This window comes from Pseudoalteromonas sp. NZS11 (genome assembly GCF_015864765.1).
In the GTDB taxonomy this organism is placed as follows: domain Bacteria; phylum Pseudomonadota; class Gammaproteobacteria; order Enterobacterales; family Alteromonadaceae; genus Pseudoalteromonas; species Pseudoalteromonas arctica.
On the sequence record NZ_JADYWP010000005.1, the window covers coordinates 173,917 to 192,931 of the forward strand.

16 protein-coding genes and 3 tRNA genes are annotated in these 19,015 nt (G+C 38.8%); 6 read left to right on the plus strand and 13 right to left on the minus strand.

Going from position 1 to position 19,015, the window contains the following annotated elements; all coding sequences use genetic code 11:
- Positions 1-82: 82 nt before the first annotated feature.
- Together I6E82_RS12845 and I6E82_RS12850 are read left to right on the plus strand one after the other, a co-directional pair.
- Positions 83-1,195: an energy transducer TonB gene (locus tag I6E82_RS12845; RefSeq protein ID WP_165722094.1), complete on the plus strand. Its 1,113-nt coding sequence runs from the start codon at positions 83-85 to the stop codon at positions 1,193-1,195.
- 92 nt (positions 1,196-1,287) lie between these two features.
- Complete coding sequence (locus I6E82_RS12850; RefSeq protein WP_165722095.1) at positions 1,288-2,403, plus strand: energy transducer TonB; 1,116 nt, start codon at positions 1,288-1,290, stop codon at positions 2,401-2,403.
- Between the two features lie 67 nt (positions 2,404-2,470).
- Here the strand turns inward: I6E82_RS12850 and I6E82_RS12855 are convergent, their stop codons facing one another.
- From I6E82_RS12855 to I6E82_RS12865, 3 genes are all read right to left on the minus strand, one after another.
- Positions 2,471-2,980, minus strand: a complete 510-nt coding sequence (locus tag I6E82_RS12855) for a hypothetical protein (protein WP_007583799.1) — start codon at positions 2,978-2,980, stop codon at positions 2,471-2,473.
- A gap of 99 nt (positions 2,981-3,079) precedes the next feature.
- Entirely contained in the window at positions 3,080-3,529 is a 450-nt protein-coding gene (locus I6E82_RS12860) for a low molecular weight protein-tyrosine-phosphatase (protein WP_010555493.1), read from the minus strand.
- Between the two features lie 34 nt (positions 3,530-3,563).
- Positions 3,564-4,070: a DUF3087 domain-containing protein gene (locus I6E82_RS12865; protein ID WP_165722096.1), complete on the minus strand. Its 507-nt coding sequence runs from the start codon at positions 4,068-4,070 to the stop codon at positions 3,564-3,566.
- A 155-nt stretch (positions 4,071-4,225) separates the two neighbouring features.
- On the opposite strand from I6E82_RS12865, the gene I6E82_RS12870 reads away from it, so the two are divergent.
- From I6E82_RS12870 to I6E82_RS12885, 4 genes are all read left to right on the plus strand, one after another.
- Positions 4,226-4,855 (plus strand): energy transducer TonB, encoded by a 630-nt coding sequence (locus tag I6E82_RS12870; protein ID WP_165722097.1) that lies wholly within the window; start codon positions 4,226-4,228, stop codon positions 4,853-4,855.
- A gap of 13 nt (positions 4,856-4,868) precedes the next feature.
- Positions 4,869-5,477: a sigma-70 family RNA polymerase sigma factor gene (locus I6E82_RS12875; protein WP_101216854.1), complete on the plus strand. Its 609-nt coding sequence runs from the start codon at positions 4,869-4,871 to the stop codon at positions 5,475-5,477.
- The gene (locus I6E82_RS12880; protein WP_165722098.1) at positions 5,464-6,087 is read left to right on the plus strand and encodes a hypothetical protein; all 624 of its coding nucleotides are present in this window, start codon (positions 5,464-5,466) and stop codon (positions 6,085-6,087) included. Before I6E82_RS12875 ends, I6E82_RS12880 begins: the two co-directional genes overlap by 14 nt.
- Positions 6,088-6,216: 129 nt before the next feature.
- Positions 6,217-7,716 carry a hypothetical protein gene (locus tag I6E82_RS12885; RefSeq protein ID WP_197118051.1) on the plus strand — a complete coding sequence of 500 codons (1,500 nt, stop codon included), beginning with the start codon at positions 6,217-6,219 and terminating at the stop codon, positions 7,714-7,716.
- A gap of 264 nt (positions 7,717-7,980) precedes the next feature.
- Here the strand turns inward: I6E82_RS12885 and I6E82_RS12890 are convergent, their stop codons facing one another.
- The 10 genes from I6E82_RS12890 to I6E82_RS12935 all read right to left on the minus strand — a co-directional run bounded on the left by I6E82_RS12890 (position 7,981) and on the right by I6E82_RS12935 (position 18,892).
- Positions 7,981-9,723 carry a potassium/proton antiporter gene (locus I6E82_RS12890; protein WP_024607631.1) on the minus strand — a complete coding sequence of 581 codons (1,743 nt, stop codon included), beginning with the start codon at positions 9,721-9,723 and terminating at the stop codon, positions 7,981-7,983.
- A gap of 467 nt (positions 9,724-10,190) precedes the next feature.
- Positions 10,191-10,898 carry a hypothetical protein gene (locus tag I6E82_RS12895; protein ID WP_024599053.1) on the minus strand — a complete coding sequence of 236 codons (708 nt, stop codon included), beginning with the start codon at positions 10,896-10,898 and terminating at the stop codon, positions 10,191-10,193.
- 161 nt (positions 10,899-11,059) lie between these two features.
- Positions 11,060-11,923: a hypothetical protein gene (locus tag I6E82_RS12900; protein ID WP_197113596.1), complete on the minus strand. Its 864-nt coding sequence runs from the start codon at positions 11,921-11,923 to the stop codon at positions 11,060-11,062.
- A gap of 12 nt (positions 11,924-11,935) precedes the next feature.
- A complete protein-coding gene (locus I6E82_RS12905) occupies positions 11,936-12,961 on the minus strand; it encodes a LysM peptidoglycan-binding domain-containing protein (protein WP_197118052.1) in 1,026 nt (341 codons plus the stop codon).
- Between the two features lie 161 nt (positions 12,962-13,122).
- The gene (locus I6E82_RS12910) at positions 13,123-14,499 is read right to left on the minus strand and encodes a Na+/H+ antiporter NhaC family protein (RefSeq protein WP_101216508.1); all 1,377 of its coding nucleotides are present in this window, start codon (positions 14,497-14,499) and stop codon (positions 13,123-13,125) included.
- Between the two features lie 191 nt (positions 14,500-14,690).
- The gene (gene pbp4b, locus I6E82_RS12915) at positions 14,691-16,346 is read right to left on the minus strand and encodes a penicillin binding protein PBP4B (protein WP_197118053.1); all 1,656 of its coding nucleotides are present in this window, start codon (positions 16,344-16,346) and stop codon (positions 14,691-14,693) included.
- Between the two features lie 9 nt (positions 16,347-16,355).
- Positions 16,356-17,531, minus strand: coding sequence for an exo-beta-N-acetylmuramidase NamZ family protein (locus tag I6E82_RS12920; RefSeq protein WP_197118054.1), 1,176 nt, complete (start codon positions 17,529-17,531; stop codon positions 16,356-16,358).
- An 875-nt stretch (positions 17,532-18,406) separates the two neighbouring features.
- Positions 18,407-18,483: transfer RNA gene (locus tag I6E82_RS12925), tRNA-Arg, on the minus strand.
- A 107-nt stretch (positions 18,484-18,590) separates the two neighbouring features.
- Positions 18,591-18,667, minus strand: a tRNA-Arg gene (locus tag I6E82_RS12930).
- 148 nt (positions 18,668-18,815) lie between these two features.
- Positions 18,816-18,892 (minus strand) — tRNA-Arg (locus tag I6E82_RS12935).
- Between the last annotated feature and the right edge of the window lie 123 nt (positions 18,893-19,015).

The following is a 19,015-nucleotide window of genomic DNA, read 5'->3' on the forward strand; positions in this document are numbered from 1 at the left end:
TGTTTACTTTAATTTACCTAAAATAATGACAGGCCTTGATAGTTTTGGTAATTTTATGGGCTAATAAATAATAGGGATTATTATGAAGCACCAACAGATCGCCATATCAATAGGATTAAGCTTATTAGCCTTTGCTAACTACACTTTCGCAAACCAAGTAAATAGCATTCAAGTTGTATCTGCAAACGCCGAAGAAACTGACTCAGCATTCGTTGCAGCCAAAGAACAAGCTGAAAAAGAAGCACAACTTGCTTATCAAAAAGGGCTCGCTCTATATGGAGAAAATAGCAATGAAACGGCAAAGCTTGCTATTAACTACGCTAAAGCCATCAACAGTTATGTTGCAAAGAACCTTGTGGCTATAGGGTATGGTAATGAAGAGAAACGGTTTGATTTGTATTCACAGGCCCACCGTATTTTAGTTAAAAACTATGGCGAAAACTCAATAGAGACTATGGATACGCTACTAGCCAAAGCCACTCATACGAATAAATCAGATACCGCAGTCAAAAACTTTAAGCAACTCATTAAAATCGCTGAATTACAAAATGACCCTGGCCTTGTCGCTAATATGCAATTTGAAGCTGCAGAAACATTACTTTATGGGTTTAGCCATAGCGAATATTCTTTAGCGAAAAAATACGCTCAAGATGCAGATAAATATTACCAAGCCCAGCTACCTGATAATGCAGTAGAGCGTATAAAGTCTGACCTTTTAATGGTTTCATTTGAGAGTGGCCGTAAAGATTACGACAAAGCAACTAAAAGGCTAAACCGTATAGTTGGCTTATTTGATAAATATAAAAATTTAGATCAAAGCTTTGAGCTTAATGCGCATGTTGGCTTAGTTCAGCTATATGAAAAACAAGATGAAAGCGATAAAGCGACTAAACACGCCTTAGCCTTTGCTAAAAATACGCACTGGAAAAATACCTCAGAGCAAAATCCACTCTACATAACCGAGCCTATATACCCTCGCGGTGAAACTAAAAGTCATGTAATAGTTATATTAGAGATTACTGTTGATACCCATGGCTTTGTGAAAAATCCTAAGGTTATTAGTTCTGAAGGTTCTAAAGCGTTTGAAAAATCAGCGATAGCCGCTGTTAAAAAATGGCGTTACGCTCCAAAGTTTAAAAATGGAAAACCTGTAAATGCAACAACTCAAGCTGAACTGTATTTTGAACGCCTTTAAGTAGTTTTACCATTCAGTCAAAAATTATATTAATAAGAAACTGTTGTAATTACGTCAACCTAGTTTCAATTTAAAAGTTAATAGGGATTATTATGAAACGTCAGCAACTCGCTTTATTTATAGGCTTAAGTTTATCTGCTTTGAGCGCAACAACTTTAAGTACTACAGCACTCGCCAACCAAGCAAGCGATCCTCAAACGGTATTTAGCCAAGCATACCAAAGCTATTTAGCAGCAGTTAAAGCAGACAAAAACGTACAACAAACTGCCAAACTTGCTTACACATCAGGTAAAGCCGTTTACGGTAAAAGCGACGACAATACTGCCAACTTAGCTATTAATTACGCTAAAGCAATAAAAGGCTACGGCGATGAGCTAAACGAACAGCGTTTTGCACTCTATAACGAAGCCCATACTATTTTAGCTGCAAACCACGGTAAACTATCAATAGAAACAATTGATGCACTACTCGGCCAAGCTAACTACACAACATCAGCTTACAAAGCAGCTAACTTTTTAGAACAAGTAATAGATATAGCTAAAACACAAAATAAGCCTAAGTTTGTAGCCGACATGAAACTAGAAGCGGCATCACTGCTTGCTAAAAAGTTTAGCTCTAAAAAATATCGCGAAGCGAAAAACTACCTAGAAGAAGCCGACGAATACTACCGTGAAAATCTGCCTAGTAGCTCGGTAGAGCAAATTAAAGCTAATTTTTTAATAGCCGCATTTGCCGAAGGTAGTAAAAAATATAATCAGGCAATTGAGCGCTTAAACAACATAGTTACCGCGTTTGACGATAACTTAAAATACGATCACAGTGCTGAGCTAACCGCTCACTCTAAACTTGTAGGTCTGTACGAAAAACAAGGCAAAAGCGAAGAAGCAACTAAACATTGCCTCGCTATCGCTCAAATGGTGCCATGGAAAGAATCGCAAGAGCAAACACCACTCTATCGTGTTAATCCTAAATACCCAGTGCACAAAGCCAGATTTAGTACCGATGGTAGCGTTATTATGGAGTTTGAGGTAGACGCAGCTGGCTTTGTAAAAAACCCAAAAGTACTTAGCTCTGAAGGCGGCAGCGCATTTGAAAAGTCAGCCAAAGCAGCGCTTGAGCAATGGCGTTACGCGCCAAAGTTTGAAAATGGCAAACCCGTTAGCGCTATTTCTCAGGTACAACTCGACTTTAAAATTAACCGCCACTAAAAGCGGCTCATTAAAAAAGGCGCTTTATGCGCCTTTTTTAATACCAACTAATACAAATTCTACGTAGTTAAAATTCGTAACTTACGCTAATACCGCCATCGGCTCTTTTTTCGTTGCTGTCGCTTGCTTTACCATAGCCCACATCTAGCTCTAATCTAAAACCAGCGCTGTTCAATCCATTAAAGTTATAGCTGTACGTAAGCCCTATGCCGTTTGTTGTTTCTTCATCAAAAATTCCGCCAATTACACAACCTAGCGTATTAGCAAAGTCAGTTGCTACATCATTAGTTGAACTTTCACACTCTTGGTCTGTATCTCTTGCGCCAATTGCACCTACAAGCGCGCCAAAAGCATGTTTTTTATTATCGCTAACTGCTTGTTCAAAACCGGCTGAAAAACCATCATCAAGGCCTAGTTTATAGTTTGCATACCAGCGTTGTGTGTCGTCGTTAGCCGACAAAGACACTTCAGGAATAACTAAGTAAGGATAGCCACCCCCAATCGAAAAACTAACATCGTTAGCAAAAGTAGAACAAGAAGCGATAGATAAAGTGAGTAGTAATATTTTTATTTTCATAAAGTTCCCTTTGAGTAAGCATAAAATGTACTTACTTTAGGGACGCTGTGCAATACGACAAAAAGCTCGTTAAATTTAGCTTTAGTAATAAAATAGGGATTAAATTTTAGCGAGTATTTTATCGCTAGCCGCTTCTATTAAATCGAGCACATTTTCAAAGCCATCATCGCCGCCGTAATAAGGATCTGGAATAGCGCTTTGGGCTTGCTCGCCATATTCTAAAAATAGCGCCAGCTTATAGCGTAAATGCTCAGGGCATTGCGCTGTTAAATCAGCTAAATTTTGCGTATCGGCCGCTAAAATTAAATCAAATTCAGTAAAGTCGCTTGTGCGTACTTTACGTGAATAAATACCTTTAAAACTATAACCGCGCTTCTCCCCTGCAGCCATTGAGCGACTATCAGGCGTTTTACCTTCGTGGTAACCAATAGTCCCTGCCGAATCGACTTTAACGTTAACACCTAGCTTTTTAGCACGGGCTTTTAATACCGCCTCTGCGGTTGGCGAGCGGCAAATATTACCTAAACAAACTATGAGTACTTTTTTCATTAAGGCTCCTCTAACTAATTTAAAAACCTATGTTTTAAAACTGTTTTAAAATACTTTCTTCGTAATCTTCAACGTTAAGCATTACGTTATGTTGCGCTGCAACAGATTCAAGCTCAGCTTGTTTAATGGCTAAATCGTCCATAGTGATTAGGTTATCGTCTAACTGCCACAATAACCGAGAGCCCGCGTAGCTATAATGAATCGCTAATAACGCATCGGCATTACCTTCACGGCCAGCGGCTTTTAACTTAGCCATTTTACGGGTTATTTTATTAAGTGCTTTTTTAAGCTCCCACACATAAACAACTTCTGTCATAAACGTATGTGTACGATATTTATGAAGTAACCACGCAAGCCCAACGCTAGTAATAGCAACGCCTATTAAGTTCCAATGAAAGTGGCTACCACTTTCATCAGGAAATAAAGCAATCAGCGTTTGCGATATAGCCAAGCTGCCTACCGCCAAACCAATACCACATCCTGCAATAACACGGTTTAAATGTTTACGGTAACGCGCTTTATTTATTTCAATGAGTTGCATAACAGCCTAAAAAGTTAAGTTTTAATATTTGCGAATGGCTATTGTAACTAAACCCCACATTTTTTATAAAATTATTTCACCCCTTTTTGATTTGCCACCCGTTATAGCTTTGAAAATACCCTAATTGTAGTGGTCAATAAAATTTGGAGCGGCTTATGCACACACTTGAAGTACCTAACAACCCAGTATTTATTAAAACATCGACTGCCGTTATTGGCGGCGCCGCAATGACCTTTGCAGCTTTTGCGTTTATGCAATATTTAATAAGTGGCGAGCAACGCGCACCGGTTAAACCAGGGGGCGATATTATAGTAGAGATTTTTCACCTCCCTGAGGATTCAAAGCTAAGGCATATACAAAAAATACAGCCGCCACCGCCAATGCCTAAAGTGCCGCAAAAAGCTCCACCGCTTGATACATCAGCCGATCCTGTGCTGGCAATTAGCGACTTTACGCCGATTACAATTGACGATTTTGGTGGCGACATTAACAACACCATTAATCGCCCAACAGGGGATGCAACACCCATAGTGCGCATAAACCCTAAATACCCAACCACAGCAGCGCGCGATGGTATTGAAGGTTGGGTGCAACTAAGTTTTAGTATTTCGCCAACGGGGGAAGTAATCGACCCAGTAGTTATTAACGCCGAGCCAAAACGTACCTTTGATCGCGAAGCAATAAGAGCAATTAAACGCTGGAAATATCGCCCCAAAGTAATTGAAGGTGTGGCACAATTACAAACAGGTCAAACCGTACAACTCGACTTCAAATTACAACAATAAAAGCGATGAGCCTATGCTACTAAGTATTAAGTCATGGTTATTTGAAACGCCAAGCAAGGACTGCATGGCAAGTTACGCAAAAAGTGGCGACAATCGTTACTTGGAGCAGCTTATTGCCCTCTACAGTAACGACTTATACCACTACCTTGTTACTCAATCTAATACGCATTTAGCATACGACGTAAGCCAACAAACATGGCTAAAAGTAATCGAAAAACGCCACCTTTACCAAGCGCAAACCACACCCAAAGCGTGGCTGTTTAAACTTGCCCGCAACACACTCATTGACGAATACCGCAGGCAACAACACTTTGTAGAGCTTGACGAAAACACGCATTTAGCAGCACAAAATGATAAAAGCGAAAGCGACTTAAATAGCAGTGACTTAACTAGTGGAGACTCGCATATAGGCAGCTCAAACATAAGCTATGACGCGTTCGACGCCGCCCTAAAACAACTCAGCTTTGTACAACGCGAAGCCATTACTTTACAACAAGAAGGCTTTTCGCTCACCGACATAGAACTTATAACGCAGAGCAGCCTTGAGACTATTAAAACAAGGCTGCGCTATGCCAAGCAAAACCTTAAACGTTTATTAGGAGCAAACAATGAACAAGCCTGATGAGCCGCTTGATCAAAAGCTCACACAACACTACAAAGAGCGAAAAGCGCGCACTACACTTACAAGCGATCAGAAAAAAGCGTTACTTAATAAAGCCACCCACACTAAGCCTAAAAAGATCGGCTTTACGCTACAGCTAACCAGCCTAGCCTGCGCACTCGGTGTGTTCGCCTTTATTGTGTTTGATAATAACAACGTAATAAATACAGAGCCTAAAACCGTACTTAACAGCGTATTTAACACTATAGACATTCACGACTATTCAATTATTAAAACACACGAAATAAACCAAGCTGGTAGCTACGCAAGCTCTATCACAGAACAAAAACACGCACTCGACAGCCAATTAGCTAACGATTTACGCCGCCACCAACAGCGCCATATAGAATACGGCACTCTAGTGAAGGTAGATAACGACTGGTACATAGCCAGCTGTAATGACGAGGTACTCGTACAAATTAAGCATTCGCTGTTGAGTGATTTAAAAGGTAAACACGCGGTTGAAAGTGGTCTAAATACGGGTGATATGTTAGCTATGGCGCATAACGGCAAAGGGCAGATTATTGCACTTAAACATGCGGGAGCTGGGGTTAGGCGGTGTAGGGCTTAGACCCATAAGATACTAGTTAATTTTTATATTTAAAGTTGTACTCCATATATTTAAGCTAACTTCTCATGTCATCGCCCTAGTATTAGGTCTATCATGGATAACTAAGGGTCAAAGAATAAGGAAATAAAATTGTCTAAGATTTGTATTCACAATAATTGTGCACTGGATGCTAAATATCACGATAAATGCTCTCTTCATTGTAACAAAGGTGATTATGCAACTGATCGAATGAGCGAAAAACTTTCAGATTTCTACGAAGATTTAAGAAGACTTATTCTGAATGAGGCTTTTAGTGAATCCAAAGTGCCAGCTCATGAAAGAGTCGAAGTTCTAAAACAAATGATAATCCATCTAAAAGATATTCAGTTTCCAGATAGAGATCCAAGAGACGCATTTGATTATTTTGAGCTCTTCAAAATGCTCAAAGGACTACATTTTGATAATTCGACGATAAGTTTTGACAGTTTAAACTTACCTGACATTCAGCTTTTTTTCCAAGACTGTATATTTAAAAACACATGGTACATTTATCCATTTTCAATCATTGAAGATATTAGTTATCAAACACTTTTTCAAAACTGTACCTTTCAAAGAGAAGTTACAAGCTCACTAATGGAAGACTCAAGGAGTACTCTTCAATTAGAAAACCACATATTTAATGACTGTATCTTTAATAAGCATCTATCACTATTTAGAGGTACTTACAAAAAAAATATTTTCAATAATACTGATAGATATATCCAAAAAATACCTGAGTTAAATTTAGTGAATTGTGAGTTTGAGGGAGAATTATCTCTTAATAAAAGTGAGGTAGGCACATTAAAAATTTACGGTATAGTATTTAAAGGAAAAGTTGAGCTTAAAGAGTGTGTTATTAAATATACTCTGATATCTAATGTTAACTTCAAGTCATTATTCGATGCTTACAAAACAAAATTTAACCATTTTAAGATGAATCAAAGTATTTTTGATGACTTTTCGGGCTTTGAAAAATGTGAATTTGGTTGCATCGATAATACATGTCTAGAAAAAATTGAATTTGAATATGTTACGTTTCTTAATTTTACTAATTTTAGAAAAGCTAAATTTTATAATGGGTTAGATTTTGAACATACCAATTTAAAGGAGTCACCAAATTTTTTAAATGCAGAAATAAATTACAAAAATACAAACAGAGAAACCTTCAGAATCATAAAGCATTCATTCGATAAGATAGGGAATCAAATTGAAGCTAATAAGTACTTCGCTTTAGAAATGAAAAAGTACAAGGAGGAGCTCAAAGCTAAAAAGGGGTTGTCAGCCGAAAAAGCTGTCCTATGGCTGAATGAAAGTATATCAAATTTTGGTTCGAGTATATTTACTCCACTATTTTTAATGGTGATGACATCAGTTATTTATTATTTTTCTATTTTAGGTTATGAAAATAATTACTTGTATAAAATATATGAACCTTTAAATGAATACATAATTTGCATTGCGAATATTGGTAACACCTTTGCCAAAGGAATATCACCATATGGTAGATTTTTAAAAGAGGGGATGGAGTTCGTAACTTTGATTTACCATATTTTATTTTTAACTTTTACTTGGCATTTTTTAGTGGCTGTAAAACGATGTACTAAAAGATAGGCGTATAGCCGAAACAAAAAAGCCTGCAATAAGCAGGCTTTTGAGTACTGAATGTTTATAAAACAATAATTCTTGTAATAAAGTAAGCAAAAAATAAGACTAACGCCCAACGCGCCAGCAAGCTAAGCGCCTACAACAAACACTACATATAACTAGCTTTGGGTGTGCTCATTGCATTGGCGATCCGTTGGGTTTCGTGTCACTCAACCCAACCTACGTCCGCTATAAACGTGAGCCTAGCGCTAAACAAATTATTGTTAATGATTACTGCTTTAAAAGTCGCTTTTCTGGATTATTTAAGTACTTTAAGCCAATGGTAACTATGCGTGTATGTACCATTGTTATAACGCGTATTTGCACATTGCCAATAACAACAATATCGCCTTTACTGACTTCTCCTGAAAGCTTTTGGTTAATCACTTCTTCCAAGCTTATCTCTTCTGGGGCGTCTATTTGCATGTGATAAGAGTAAAATATATCGCCTACCAACGTTACCCCTTTCACTTTAAGTTCGTTGTGCGCTAAATGGCTATCTTGATGGTTTGTTTTATCGGTTGCTGTAAAAACTAAATCAACAAAAGGTCTGTTATCTGGTTTTAAAACAACAAATAAGTGGTCATTTGCTTTTAACTTAGTTGAACCTCGTGGCGGTATGATTGACGGACCCCGCGTGATCATAGCAACAACCACACTCTCAGGAAGTGCCGCATGTGACAAGCTGCGCCCAGAAACCCGAGAAACATCACTTAAGGTGTATTCTACAATTTCTATATCAATATCGTTCAGGGCTGTGATTTCGAGCGTTGCAGCAGCCAAATCAGGTGGCGGCTCTACTAAATTTAGTTTTTTAGCCATCCAAGGCATTGTTGAGCCCTGCAACGTGGCTGAAATTAACACCACGAAAAAAACAACGTTAAAAATAAGTTCAGCCCCTGAAAGGCCAAATAGTAATGGGAATATAGCTAAAATAATGGGTACTGAGCCTCTAAGGCCAACCCAAGATACAAATAAGGTTTCGCGATTATTAAAGCCAAACAGTTTTAAAATAGGCGCTACAGCTAATGGGCGAGCAACAAAAATGAGTGCCAGTGCAATAAGCAGTCCTTCTAACCATACATCAACCAACGACGATGGGTTTATAAGGAGTCCTAATACAACAAACATGGTTATTTGCCCAAGCCATGCTAAGCCGTCATGAAAAAGAAAAATACCGCGTTTATATACAAATTTACTGTTACCTAAAATCACGCCTGTTATAAATACAGCTAAAAACCCACTGCCGCCGAGCGTTGCAGAAAGGCCAAAAGAAAGCAGTCCAAATGCAGTTACCATCACTAAATACAAACCCGATGCATTTAGTTTAATTCGATTAATAAACCAAACCGATACCTTACCAATTAAAAGACCACAAATAGCGCCAACACCCATTTGTTGAGCAAATAACTGTAGTAAATCCAGCCCTATTGGCATGTCGTTAACGAGCATTTCTAACAAACCAACCGTTAGAAAAATAGCCATTGGATCGTTCGAGGCACTTTCTATTTCAAGCGTAGATTTAAGCTTTTTGTTTAAGTGAATACCCGCACTTCGTAAAAGTGCAAACACTGCTGCGGCATCTGTAGAGCCAACAATAGCGCCCAGTAATACACCTTGTAATATGGGCAGGTCTAAAATATAAGTGGCCACAAGGCCTGTAATTACAGCGGTAAATAACACCCCGACAGTTGCTAAAGCAGACGCGGGTTTCCACACTTGTTTAATTGAACTGGTAGGCGTTTGTAAACCGCCATCAAATAGAATAATGGCAAGCGCAAGAGTACCCAAAGCATGTGCAGCCTCTGCGTTATCAAACGAAATACCTGCAATACCATCTTCACCTGCGAGCATGCCTACAAGTAAAAATAGCACCAGCACAGGTAAGCCAACGCGTGCAGATAACTTGCTCGAGATCACTCCTAGTAAAATTAATATGGCACTAACGAGAATGATATTATCAATTGCAAACATAGTGTGGATTTACAGCCTTATATGAGTTATACCAATCCGCAATAATACTTAATCATTTTACGGGGCTAAACGTGTCGCTATCGGCGTTAAAAAAATTCTCATTTAGAACAACTAAGTAGCGATTTTTTTGCCTAGCTATCAACACGTTTTTCCAGCCTCAAAATAGATCACTTAATTAAGCGAATTGGTACTAAAAAGTAAGAATTTATAGCTATTAAAAAGCTTAAAGCTCATGCTATACAATAACCTAAAAAATATAAATACGGGTAATTAAGTCTATATTTAAGTGGTTTAGATAATAGAGAGAGTGTTATTGAACTTAATATTACTTAGCTTAGCTCCATTCAACTTAACTTTATTTGTTTTTAAAAACAAAAAACCTGCAATTAAGCAGGCTTTTCAATAATCGTAAGTTACAGGTATAACGTACTTACACTTTCTTTTAAAACGCTGCTTACAGTCTAATCTTATGAAAGTCCATGCTCGATATCCCTAAAGGTCCATTGACCATTAGGATCTGCTATATCAATTAACTCACACGCTTTTTTATTCCAAGCGGCTAGCCATGTAATATAATTTGTTAGTTGGTGATAAGCTCGGTCTGGCGCATCAGAGCGAATTCTAGACATTGAAAAACCTGAATACGTAGCACCACTTCCTACCCAACTAACAATTGATGAAACAGCTCCACCGCCTGGAACTACAAAACCAACAGTCGTTGTTACTAGCCCTAATATAGTCGCTGTTTTTTCAACAGCATTACCCGTTTTCATTATGTCGCCACTTATAACCGGGTGCAACAAAGCTAGTAAGTTAACTGCTTGTGGTTGATTAGAAGCAACTGCAACATCATTTGACGTTTTTGAAGTATTTGTAGGTGCACCTCTTCCTCGCATTGCAGGAAGTAAGCTATTAAAGGATTTTTGGCTACTATTACTTGTTGAAAAAGTAACTGATTGTGTACTTAAGCCACCTGCTTTAACTCTTTTTTCATCGCGTGGCGTTACAGTTGATTTATAAGTACGTTGTAATCGACGATAAACAGCTGCACTACATTGCGTCATTTGTATTGCTAAAGCAGCTTGATCTTTAAAGGCTTTACCAATCGCACGTTCAGAAAGTTGCGTTAGCTGTGTTTTTTTCTTTAGCGCATGTTGGCCGATAATTATATCCACTAAAATATCCTTATTAATCATTTTATGGTCAAAATTATATCATGTTGGTCAATAATATTAATATCTAAAAACAAATATTTGGATTGTTTTTTATTCAACTTGTATAAATTCATATTAAATACTAAACAATTTTACAAACGTAATATACTAATTACAAAGCACTATCTAATTATTTGTGGCTTAACGTTACTCACGTCTAAATGAATCGTCATTTCTACATTATCAGGTTCTACGGCAACATCGCTTAAACCCGTTCTCGCAAAATAATCTTCAAAGTTTTGCTGATATTTGGCCGAAAACTGCGTATACGCGGTAATAAATACACTCAACTTTTTAGCTATAATCGGATACGTTGCAGCGAGTTCTCGTAGTTTTTCAGGCTCTGCAAAAGCAAATTCGGCGTAAATATTAAAATCATTACCCATAGATGTTTTACCATAATCAGATAAAAAGCCCGCGCTATAATCTGGCGCTAACTCATCTTTTGTAAGTGCCTCAAAATTTGATTTTGCAGGTTTCCAATCTCTATTTAATAAACTTTGCCATGTCATTACGCTAAATGGTGAGTTATTAAATATGAGTGAACTAAGTTCATGATGTACTCCACGATGCGCATTTTCATAGTTAGCTTTTGTTCCATTCCATTGTGCAACATTAGATAAAGCTATCCACCTAGAACCATAAGTTCCGCCAGCCGCAGCACCTTCAATAGTTATAGAGCCAGCAATATAGATAGTATCAATTACTTCAGAAATAAATCCTTCTGGGTAAACTCCCAAGGCAGACTCAATCCCATCAAGAGTTTCAGGTGCACTATCTAAAGAGGTTATAGTCACTTCAACATTCGCTAAACTTCCCTCTTCTTCGGTAAAATCTTTCGAATAAAATTGCTTTGGATTATCTGTTTTTATATTGAGCTGGTATGTTTCTGCTAACCTATTAGCTTGTTCTATTTCACTTTCTATATCTAAGCATCCGTAGATAAATAGTAATAAAGTAAATACAATAAAAGCTTTAATTTTCATGTATGGCCTACTTTAATGTGCATGTCTAAGTGTTGTAGCTGGTACTACTGAAATAGTAAACCTAACAACCGCTGGTAATGATGCTGATATTACGACAGCCCTCGCTGTTCCCCATAAAGCAACCCCCCTAGCAGTCATACCCGCAGCCAATGCAAAACTAGCAGGATCATCTGCAACACCTGCACCAAATGTAACGTAATCCTCAACAATAGTCCCTACAACAATTACAGTTGCCCCAGCAAATAACCCAACGGCCAAAATCTTATCCCAAGGGGTTGAGTTATCCGGTTTCCCTTTCCGTGTACCAATATCACCAGCAGATGTAAATGTCACCTCTAATACAAATGACACATTTTCAGCAATATAATTGAATTGATTTATTTTTCCTTTTAGTTGCTGAAGTCGCACCTCATATTTCAATTTAGGTATCGGAGAGCTAGACGTCATTTCTATTCCCACCGAGGTAGTTGGTCTATTTGGTGTGGTACTTTTAGAAACAATATTAGTTCCAAGAGTTAACTCATTAGTTTTTTTGTCGAAAGCTAGTTTCGTTTCGCCAATTAACGATCCAAAAGCTTTATTTGCTTGAGAGGAGACAGTTGCTTCTAATTTTTTATCATTCACTACATAATTAACAGGGTATTTATCCACACTAGACAAAGTAATGTTACCCGTCATTTTAACCTCTACGATAGCATTGGGTAAAACGATAGGAGGATGTGTTATATCATCTAGTTTATAGCTAATAGTAATTGGAGATTTTAATGTTCTCAGATTTTCTGAGGGGGATTTCTTAGGCCTTACTTGAGGTTTTCCTATATCTTTTTGATTTTTAATCGCTTGGCCAAGCAAGGGTATAAGTATTTTTTGCCCTGGATAAATTAGGTCAGGATTAGTTATAGGCTTATTAGTAATAGCTAAAACTTCTTTTCGGTTATTAAACCTCCACAACCTAGGCCATTCCATTGGAGACCCTAAGTGCTTAGAAGATATATCCCATAATGTATCACCTTTTTTTACAATGTATTCCTTTACCATTTTTATCCCTAATATATTTAAATTCCATTATGGGCATAAATATACGAGGACAATCCCACCTTGTCAATTTAGCTTCATTCTATTGAAGAGTATTCATTTATAATTTTAATAAACAAAAAAGCCTGCAATAAGCGGCTTTTGACTATTTAAGCAATTGTATCTTATAAAACAATAATGCTTGTTACTAAGTACGCTAAAAACGTAAGGCCGCCACCAAATAAGGCATATGGTAGCTGCGTTTTAACGTGGGTGAGTAAGTCACACCCCGATGCAATAGCCGATACAGCACTGGTGTCGGATATAGGCGAGCAGTGGTCGCCAAATATACCACCACCCAAAATAGCACCTACCACAAGCGACGGTGGTAAACCTAGCGCTTGAATAAGTGGCACACCAATTGGGATTAATATAGCAAACGTGCCCCACGATGTACCCGTAGTAAACGACATAACTGCGCCGGTTAAAAACAGCACCGGTACTATTAGGTAAATAGGTAAGTAGTCACCAACAAGTGACGCTACAAATACGCCAGTACCAAGCTCTTTTAAGCTTGCGCCAAGTGTAAGCGAAAGCAGTACAATAGCGACTAGCGGCATTAATTCGCCCATACCTTTAAAACCGGTATCAACTAATTGATGGTGCGTAAATTTACGAGAACCAATCATTAAAAAGTAAGCGACAACAATGGCTAAAACCGTTGCGTACAATACTGACTTAGAGCCACTACCCTCTGCCAACACACCATTACCGGTGTAATACATAAAACCAACCATGCTGGTAATGAGCGTAATAAGCGGGATTAACATATAACGCGCTTTAGAGGCTTTTATTTCATCTTTTAAGTCGGTTTTTTGAAGCTCTAGTTTTTCTTCGGCTTCTTTCATTGGGCCATGCACTTTATCAAACGCGATTGTGTAAAAAACAATAACAAGGGTAATTATGGCGTAAAAGTTATACCCAACGCTGCCCCACAATACCGATACAGCCGACTCACCTAGCTCGTAGTTACCTAACAAACCAAGTACAAATGCGCCCCAGCCGTTAAGTAGTATTAAAATACACACTGGCGCACTGGTGCTGTCAATAATGTACGCTAGACGCGCTCGGCTCATTTTAAATTTATCGAACAAGCCACGCGATAAAATACCCGAGGTAAGTACGCTCAGGTTAGATTCTATAAACACCGCAATGCCGGTAAACATGGTTAAAAAGCCCACTTGGCGCTTACTTTTTGCAATGCCTTTGTTCATTAGCATATTAACAGTTGCTGCAACGCCGCCAGATTCGCGAATATAGGCAAGCAGTGCACCAATTAAAATACTAAAAATTAGTATGCGTGTATTACCTGGCGAGCTGGCAACCGAAATAATACGTTCAATGGTATTTAAAAAAGTGTCAAACAAGCTATTACCTTCGCCCTGAAAGGCGAGTAAAAACTCAGAAGAAGCAACAGCAACAAGTAGCGCCATAATCACTTCTTTTCGCCAAAACACGATAGCAATCGCAATTAGCGGCGGTAAAATAGAATACCAATGCATAAAAAGTTAACCTTAATTATTAGCGAGTAAACCTCGCTTTGTACGCGTTTTAACGCTTATTTGTTAAGCCTAACAACATAAACCGGCTTAGTTTTATAGACCGCTTAGCTTAATGGATTGGCTTACTCAAGTCACCTGTAAATAAATCACTTAAGGTGGCACGGTTAGTACGTTTTAACCTATACGATAGCTTATTGATTTAGTAACGCTTCATAAATAAGCGACACCACCGATCCGTACTGTGCGGTTTCAAATTGTTTGCCTGTAAATTCGTAACGTTTTAGCGAACCTTTAATTGCGCTATGGCGAGCATTAGTAAGTAAAACAATAGCTAAGTCGTAAGCGGGGTCAATTACGGTCACTGTCCCCGTCCAACCAGTGTGCCCGTATGCTTGTGCGCTTGCATAAGGGCCAAAGTGCCAGCGCCTTGCTTGATTGTTACCAGCTAGCCTAAAACCAAGCCCGTAGGTTTCATCGCTTGATTGCGGCGTTAAAAATTGCGCTAAGGCGCTTGCACTAAATAATTGTTGGTCGCCGTAGCCACCGCTATTTAATAATAGCTGGCAAAGCACGGCTAAGTCGTGAGCATTACTAAATAATCCTGCATGCCCTGCTACACCATCAAGAGAATAGTAAGCGCGCTCGTCATGCACTTGGCCTTGTAAAACCCCAGTTCGAACATTATCAAACTTAATGCGCCCGTCTCGTGTGTTGCCGCTAAGCTCAGTGGCTGCAAATTGCTGCGGCTTAAAGCCTTTTTTAAGTGGATTAAATAACGTGTTAGTTAATTTTAGTGGCGCGTACACTTGCTGCTCTAGGTATTCGTCAAGGGGCTGCCCTGTAATGCGCTCAATTAGTACGCCTAAAATCATGTAATCAATATCTGAGTAAACATGCTGCCCAGATGATTTACTACTAAAAGGCACGCTGGTAAGTAATAGCTGTTTGGTGGTTTTACTGTTTTGCGAATAAAACGCGTCGCCATTGCTGCCATCTTTACGGTGAAAGTCAAATACTGGCGGGTATCCGGCGCTATGAGTGAGTAAGTCTTTTACTGTGCGCTTTGCTCGCCCTTCGCCTTTATATTCGCTTAGGTAGCTTTGCACGGGTTTATTAATATTTAACAGCCCTTCGCTTACTAATTTCATAAGTGCAAAGTTGGTGGCAAATATTTTGGTGTTTGAGGCAAGATCAAACAAGGTATTAGTTTGCATTAGCTCTGGACGAAGTAGCATTAAATCACTTTGCTGATATTGCTTTGCATCGCCATAAGCGGTTAATTTTATTAGCTCACCATTTTTAACAACAGCCAACACAGCCCCAGGAAAACCCGCTTTTACATCACGCTCAATTAATGTGTCTACTTCACTAAAGTCTACGAGCTTTATGGGCTCATCGCTTAAAGTAGGAAATGCAAAACGTAGCGTTAAACTTGCGCCAACAGGGAAAATATTTTCAACTTTAAAAGTATTAACACCATTGTGAGTATTTTTTGCCAAACTGTAATTGTATAGAGTGTTGGCGCTCAGTTGGCTAACGTCGAGCTTTTGATTATTAATATAAATATCGGCGCTTTGTGCGTTGTGGTTTTGTATTAATAATTGCCCGCGCCCTTTGTAAGCTTTAAACGTTCCTCGGTTATTTACATAAAACCGGCTACTTGGATTTACCTCAGGAAACGTAACGACCACTTGTGCGTTAGGCAGCTCTACAAGTTGGCTTTTTGTAAGTGGTAGCACCGAGCTAATAGGCTCAGATGGTGTACTACAACCCACAATAATAAAGCTTAAAATCACTACAAACGCTTTTTTTATATAACCACATTTTTTTTTAAAAGCAATAAACATGCTTAGCCCTTATTTATATAACAAGTAAGGCGCTCTTTGCGCTTTAAATCGCGCAAGCCCCGCCTGCCAGCTTTGTTTTATTTGCGCCTCTGATTGCCCTGCTTCAATAGCTAAGCGCAATTTATTAGTACCCGCTAGTTTATCCATAAAGTCAGCGCGCTCAAAAAATGAGATGTTATTTTTACTAAGCTCCGTGTACGCATTTATTAAGTAAGTTAAATTTAGGCCTGTAATGTTTGCTTGTCTTAAATCGAGCCCTTGTACGGTTCGGTTTTTAAATTTAGGGTTTAAAGCAGCGCCTTTAATTGCGCGCGGTGTAAAATTAAAATCACCTAATGCAACTGGCGAATAGCCAATTACTTGAAATGCAAAGTCGGTGCCTCTACCAATACTGATAGGTGTTGCTTCAAAAAAGCAAAGTGATGGATAAAGCGCAATGGCTTGATCGTTAGGTAAGTTAGGGCTGGGTTTTACAGACAAGCTGTAAGTACTTTTGCGAGTGTAATGATCAACAGGGATCACCGTTAATTTTAAATCGGGCGCTTTATTGATCCAGCCCTCGCCCTTGATCATTTTGGCAAGTTCGCCAACGGTCATGCCGTGTAACACAGGAATTGGGTGCATGCCTACAAACGATTTAAATTCTGGCTCTAATATTGGCCCATCAACGTAGGCAATATTTGGGTTGGGTCTGTCGAGTACTAAAAATTCTATCCCCTGCTCTGCAGCGGCTTCCATCATGTAGTGCATAGAGCTTATGTAGGTATAAAAACGCACTCCGACATCTTGAATGTCAAAAATAATCACATCAACATCAGCTAAAGCAGCTCGGCTTGGTTTTTTATTTTTACCATAAATAGAAATAAGCGGAATACCGGTTTTGCTATCAACGGCATTTTTTACATGGGCGCCCGCATCGTGATCGCCACGAAAGCCATGCTCAGGTGCAAAAATTTTAGTTATGTTTATGTTTTTAGTCAGTAGAGTATCTACTAAGTGAGTTTCCCCTACGCTTGATGTTTGATTGACTACTAGCCCTACACGTTTATTTTTTAACTGCGGTAAATATTTAGCATATTGCTGCGCACCTACCATAAGTGAGTTATTAGCTTCGTTGGCTTGTGCGCTGGAAATACAAATAGCGCTAAAAATAAAAAATAACGTAATAAATAGGGTTTTGAACATACTGCAATATCCTTTTAAACAAGGCGTTTAAAATAACATAGGTAATATTAAAGAGCAGCTTTAGAAAAGGGTTAAGTGGGCTTGAGCAGATACAGTGATTAGAAGCTCGCGCTTCTCACGCGAGCAAGCTCAGCGTCTACAAAGGATAAATAAACTCGGAGTTTAGATTTAAAGATTAGAGCTAGTTTTACTTGAAAATACCACCTCTCATTTTAAGCTCAAAGACCGAATTTAACCTTCTTAGAGCTAAACGCTTCTAGTTATTTAATTTCTTGGTCAATGAACCACTTAAAGATCTATTACACAAAGAGAAGTAAATGATAAGACATAAGCCCGGGTTTATTAGTTTAGCTTAGCTTTATTACTACCTCTAAAAGCGCAGCGCCTCTTAACCTCTTTGTGAATAAATTACTTATTTCTGGCGTTGCCAACGAATAAAATCTTATAAATTATATTTTGAGGGGGAATAGAAGCTGTCGCTTCCCACGCGAGCAAGCTCAGCGTCTACAACGGATGAATAAGCTCGGAGTTTGGATTTAAAGATTAGAGCTGTTTTACTTGTAGGCGTGCAGCTTGCTGACGCGACGAGCGAAGCTCGTAAATAAAGTATCAGTTATATCGGTGGTAAGTGATTAGAAGCTGGCGCTTCTCACGCGAGCAAGCTCTGCGGCTACAGGAGTGGTAGTTTACGTTTCACTTTATTTTAGGCACAAAAAAACCGACTTAATGTCGGCTTGTTTATGAAAGTGGTGGACGCAGGACGTATCTTGTAAGAGTGAACCTCCGACTTCTTGGTTCTCAATCCTCCTAAACTCTACATTTCACTTTATTTTAGGCACAAAAAAACCGACTTAATGTCGGCTTATTTATGAAAGTGGTGGGCGCAGGAGGATTCGAACCTCCGACCGCTCGGTTCGTAGCCGAGTACTCTATCCAGCTGAGCTATGCACCCACTTTCATAGATTGCTTATTTAAACTCTAAGCAGAGCGTATAAATTCAGACATAAAAAAACCGATTTCCATCGGTTTATTTTTCTTACACTTAAAAGTGTATGAAAATGGTGGGCGCAGGAGGATTCGAACCTCCGACCGCTCGGTTCGTAGCCGAGTACTCTATCCAGCTGAGCTATGCACCCACTTTCATTTTTACTATTACTTGTTTTTACTCTAAGTGAGAGTCTATAAAGTGGTGGGCGCAGGACGTATCTTGTAAGAATGAACCTCCGACCGTTTGGCTTTAGCCAACACTTTACTTTTTTATACTCTAAGTATGAGTCTATAAAGTGGTGGGCGCAGGAGGATTCGAACCTCCGACCGCTCGGTTCGTAGCCGAGTACTCTATCCAGCTGAGCTATGCACCCACTTTATAGTTTACTTATTTTAACTCTAAGTAGAGCTTTTGCTTATTTAGACTCTAAGCAGAGTTATTAAAGTATGGTGGGCGCAGGACGTATCTTCTAAGAATGAACCTCCGACCGCTTGGT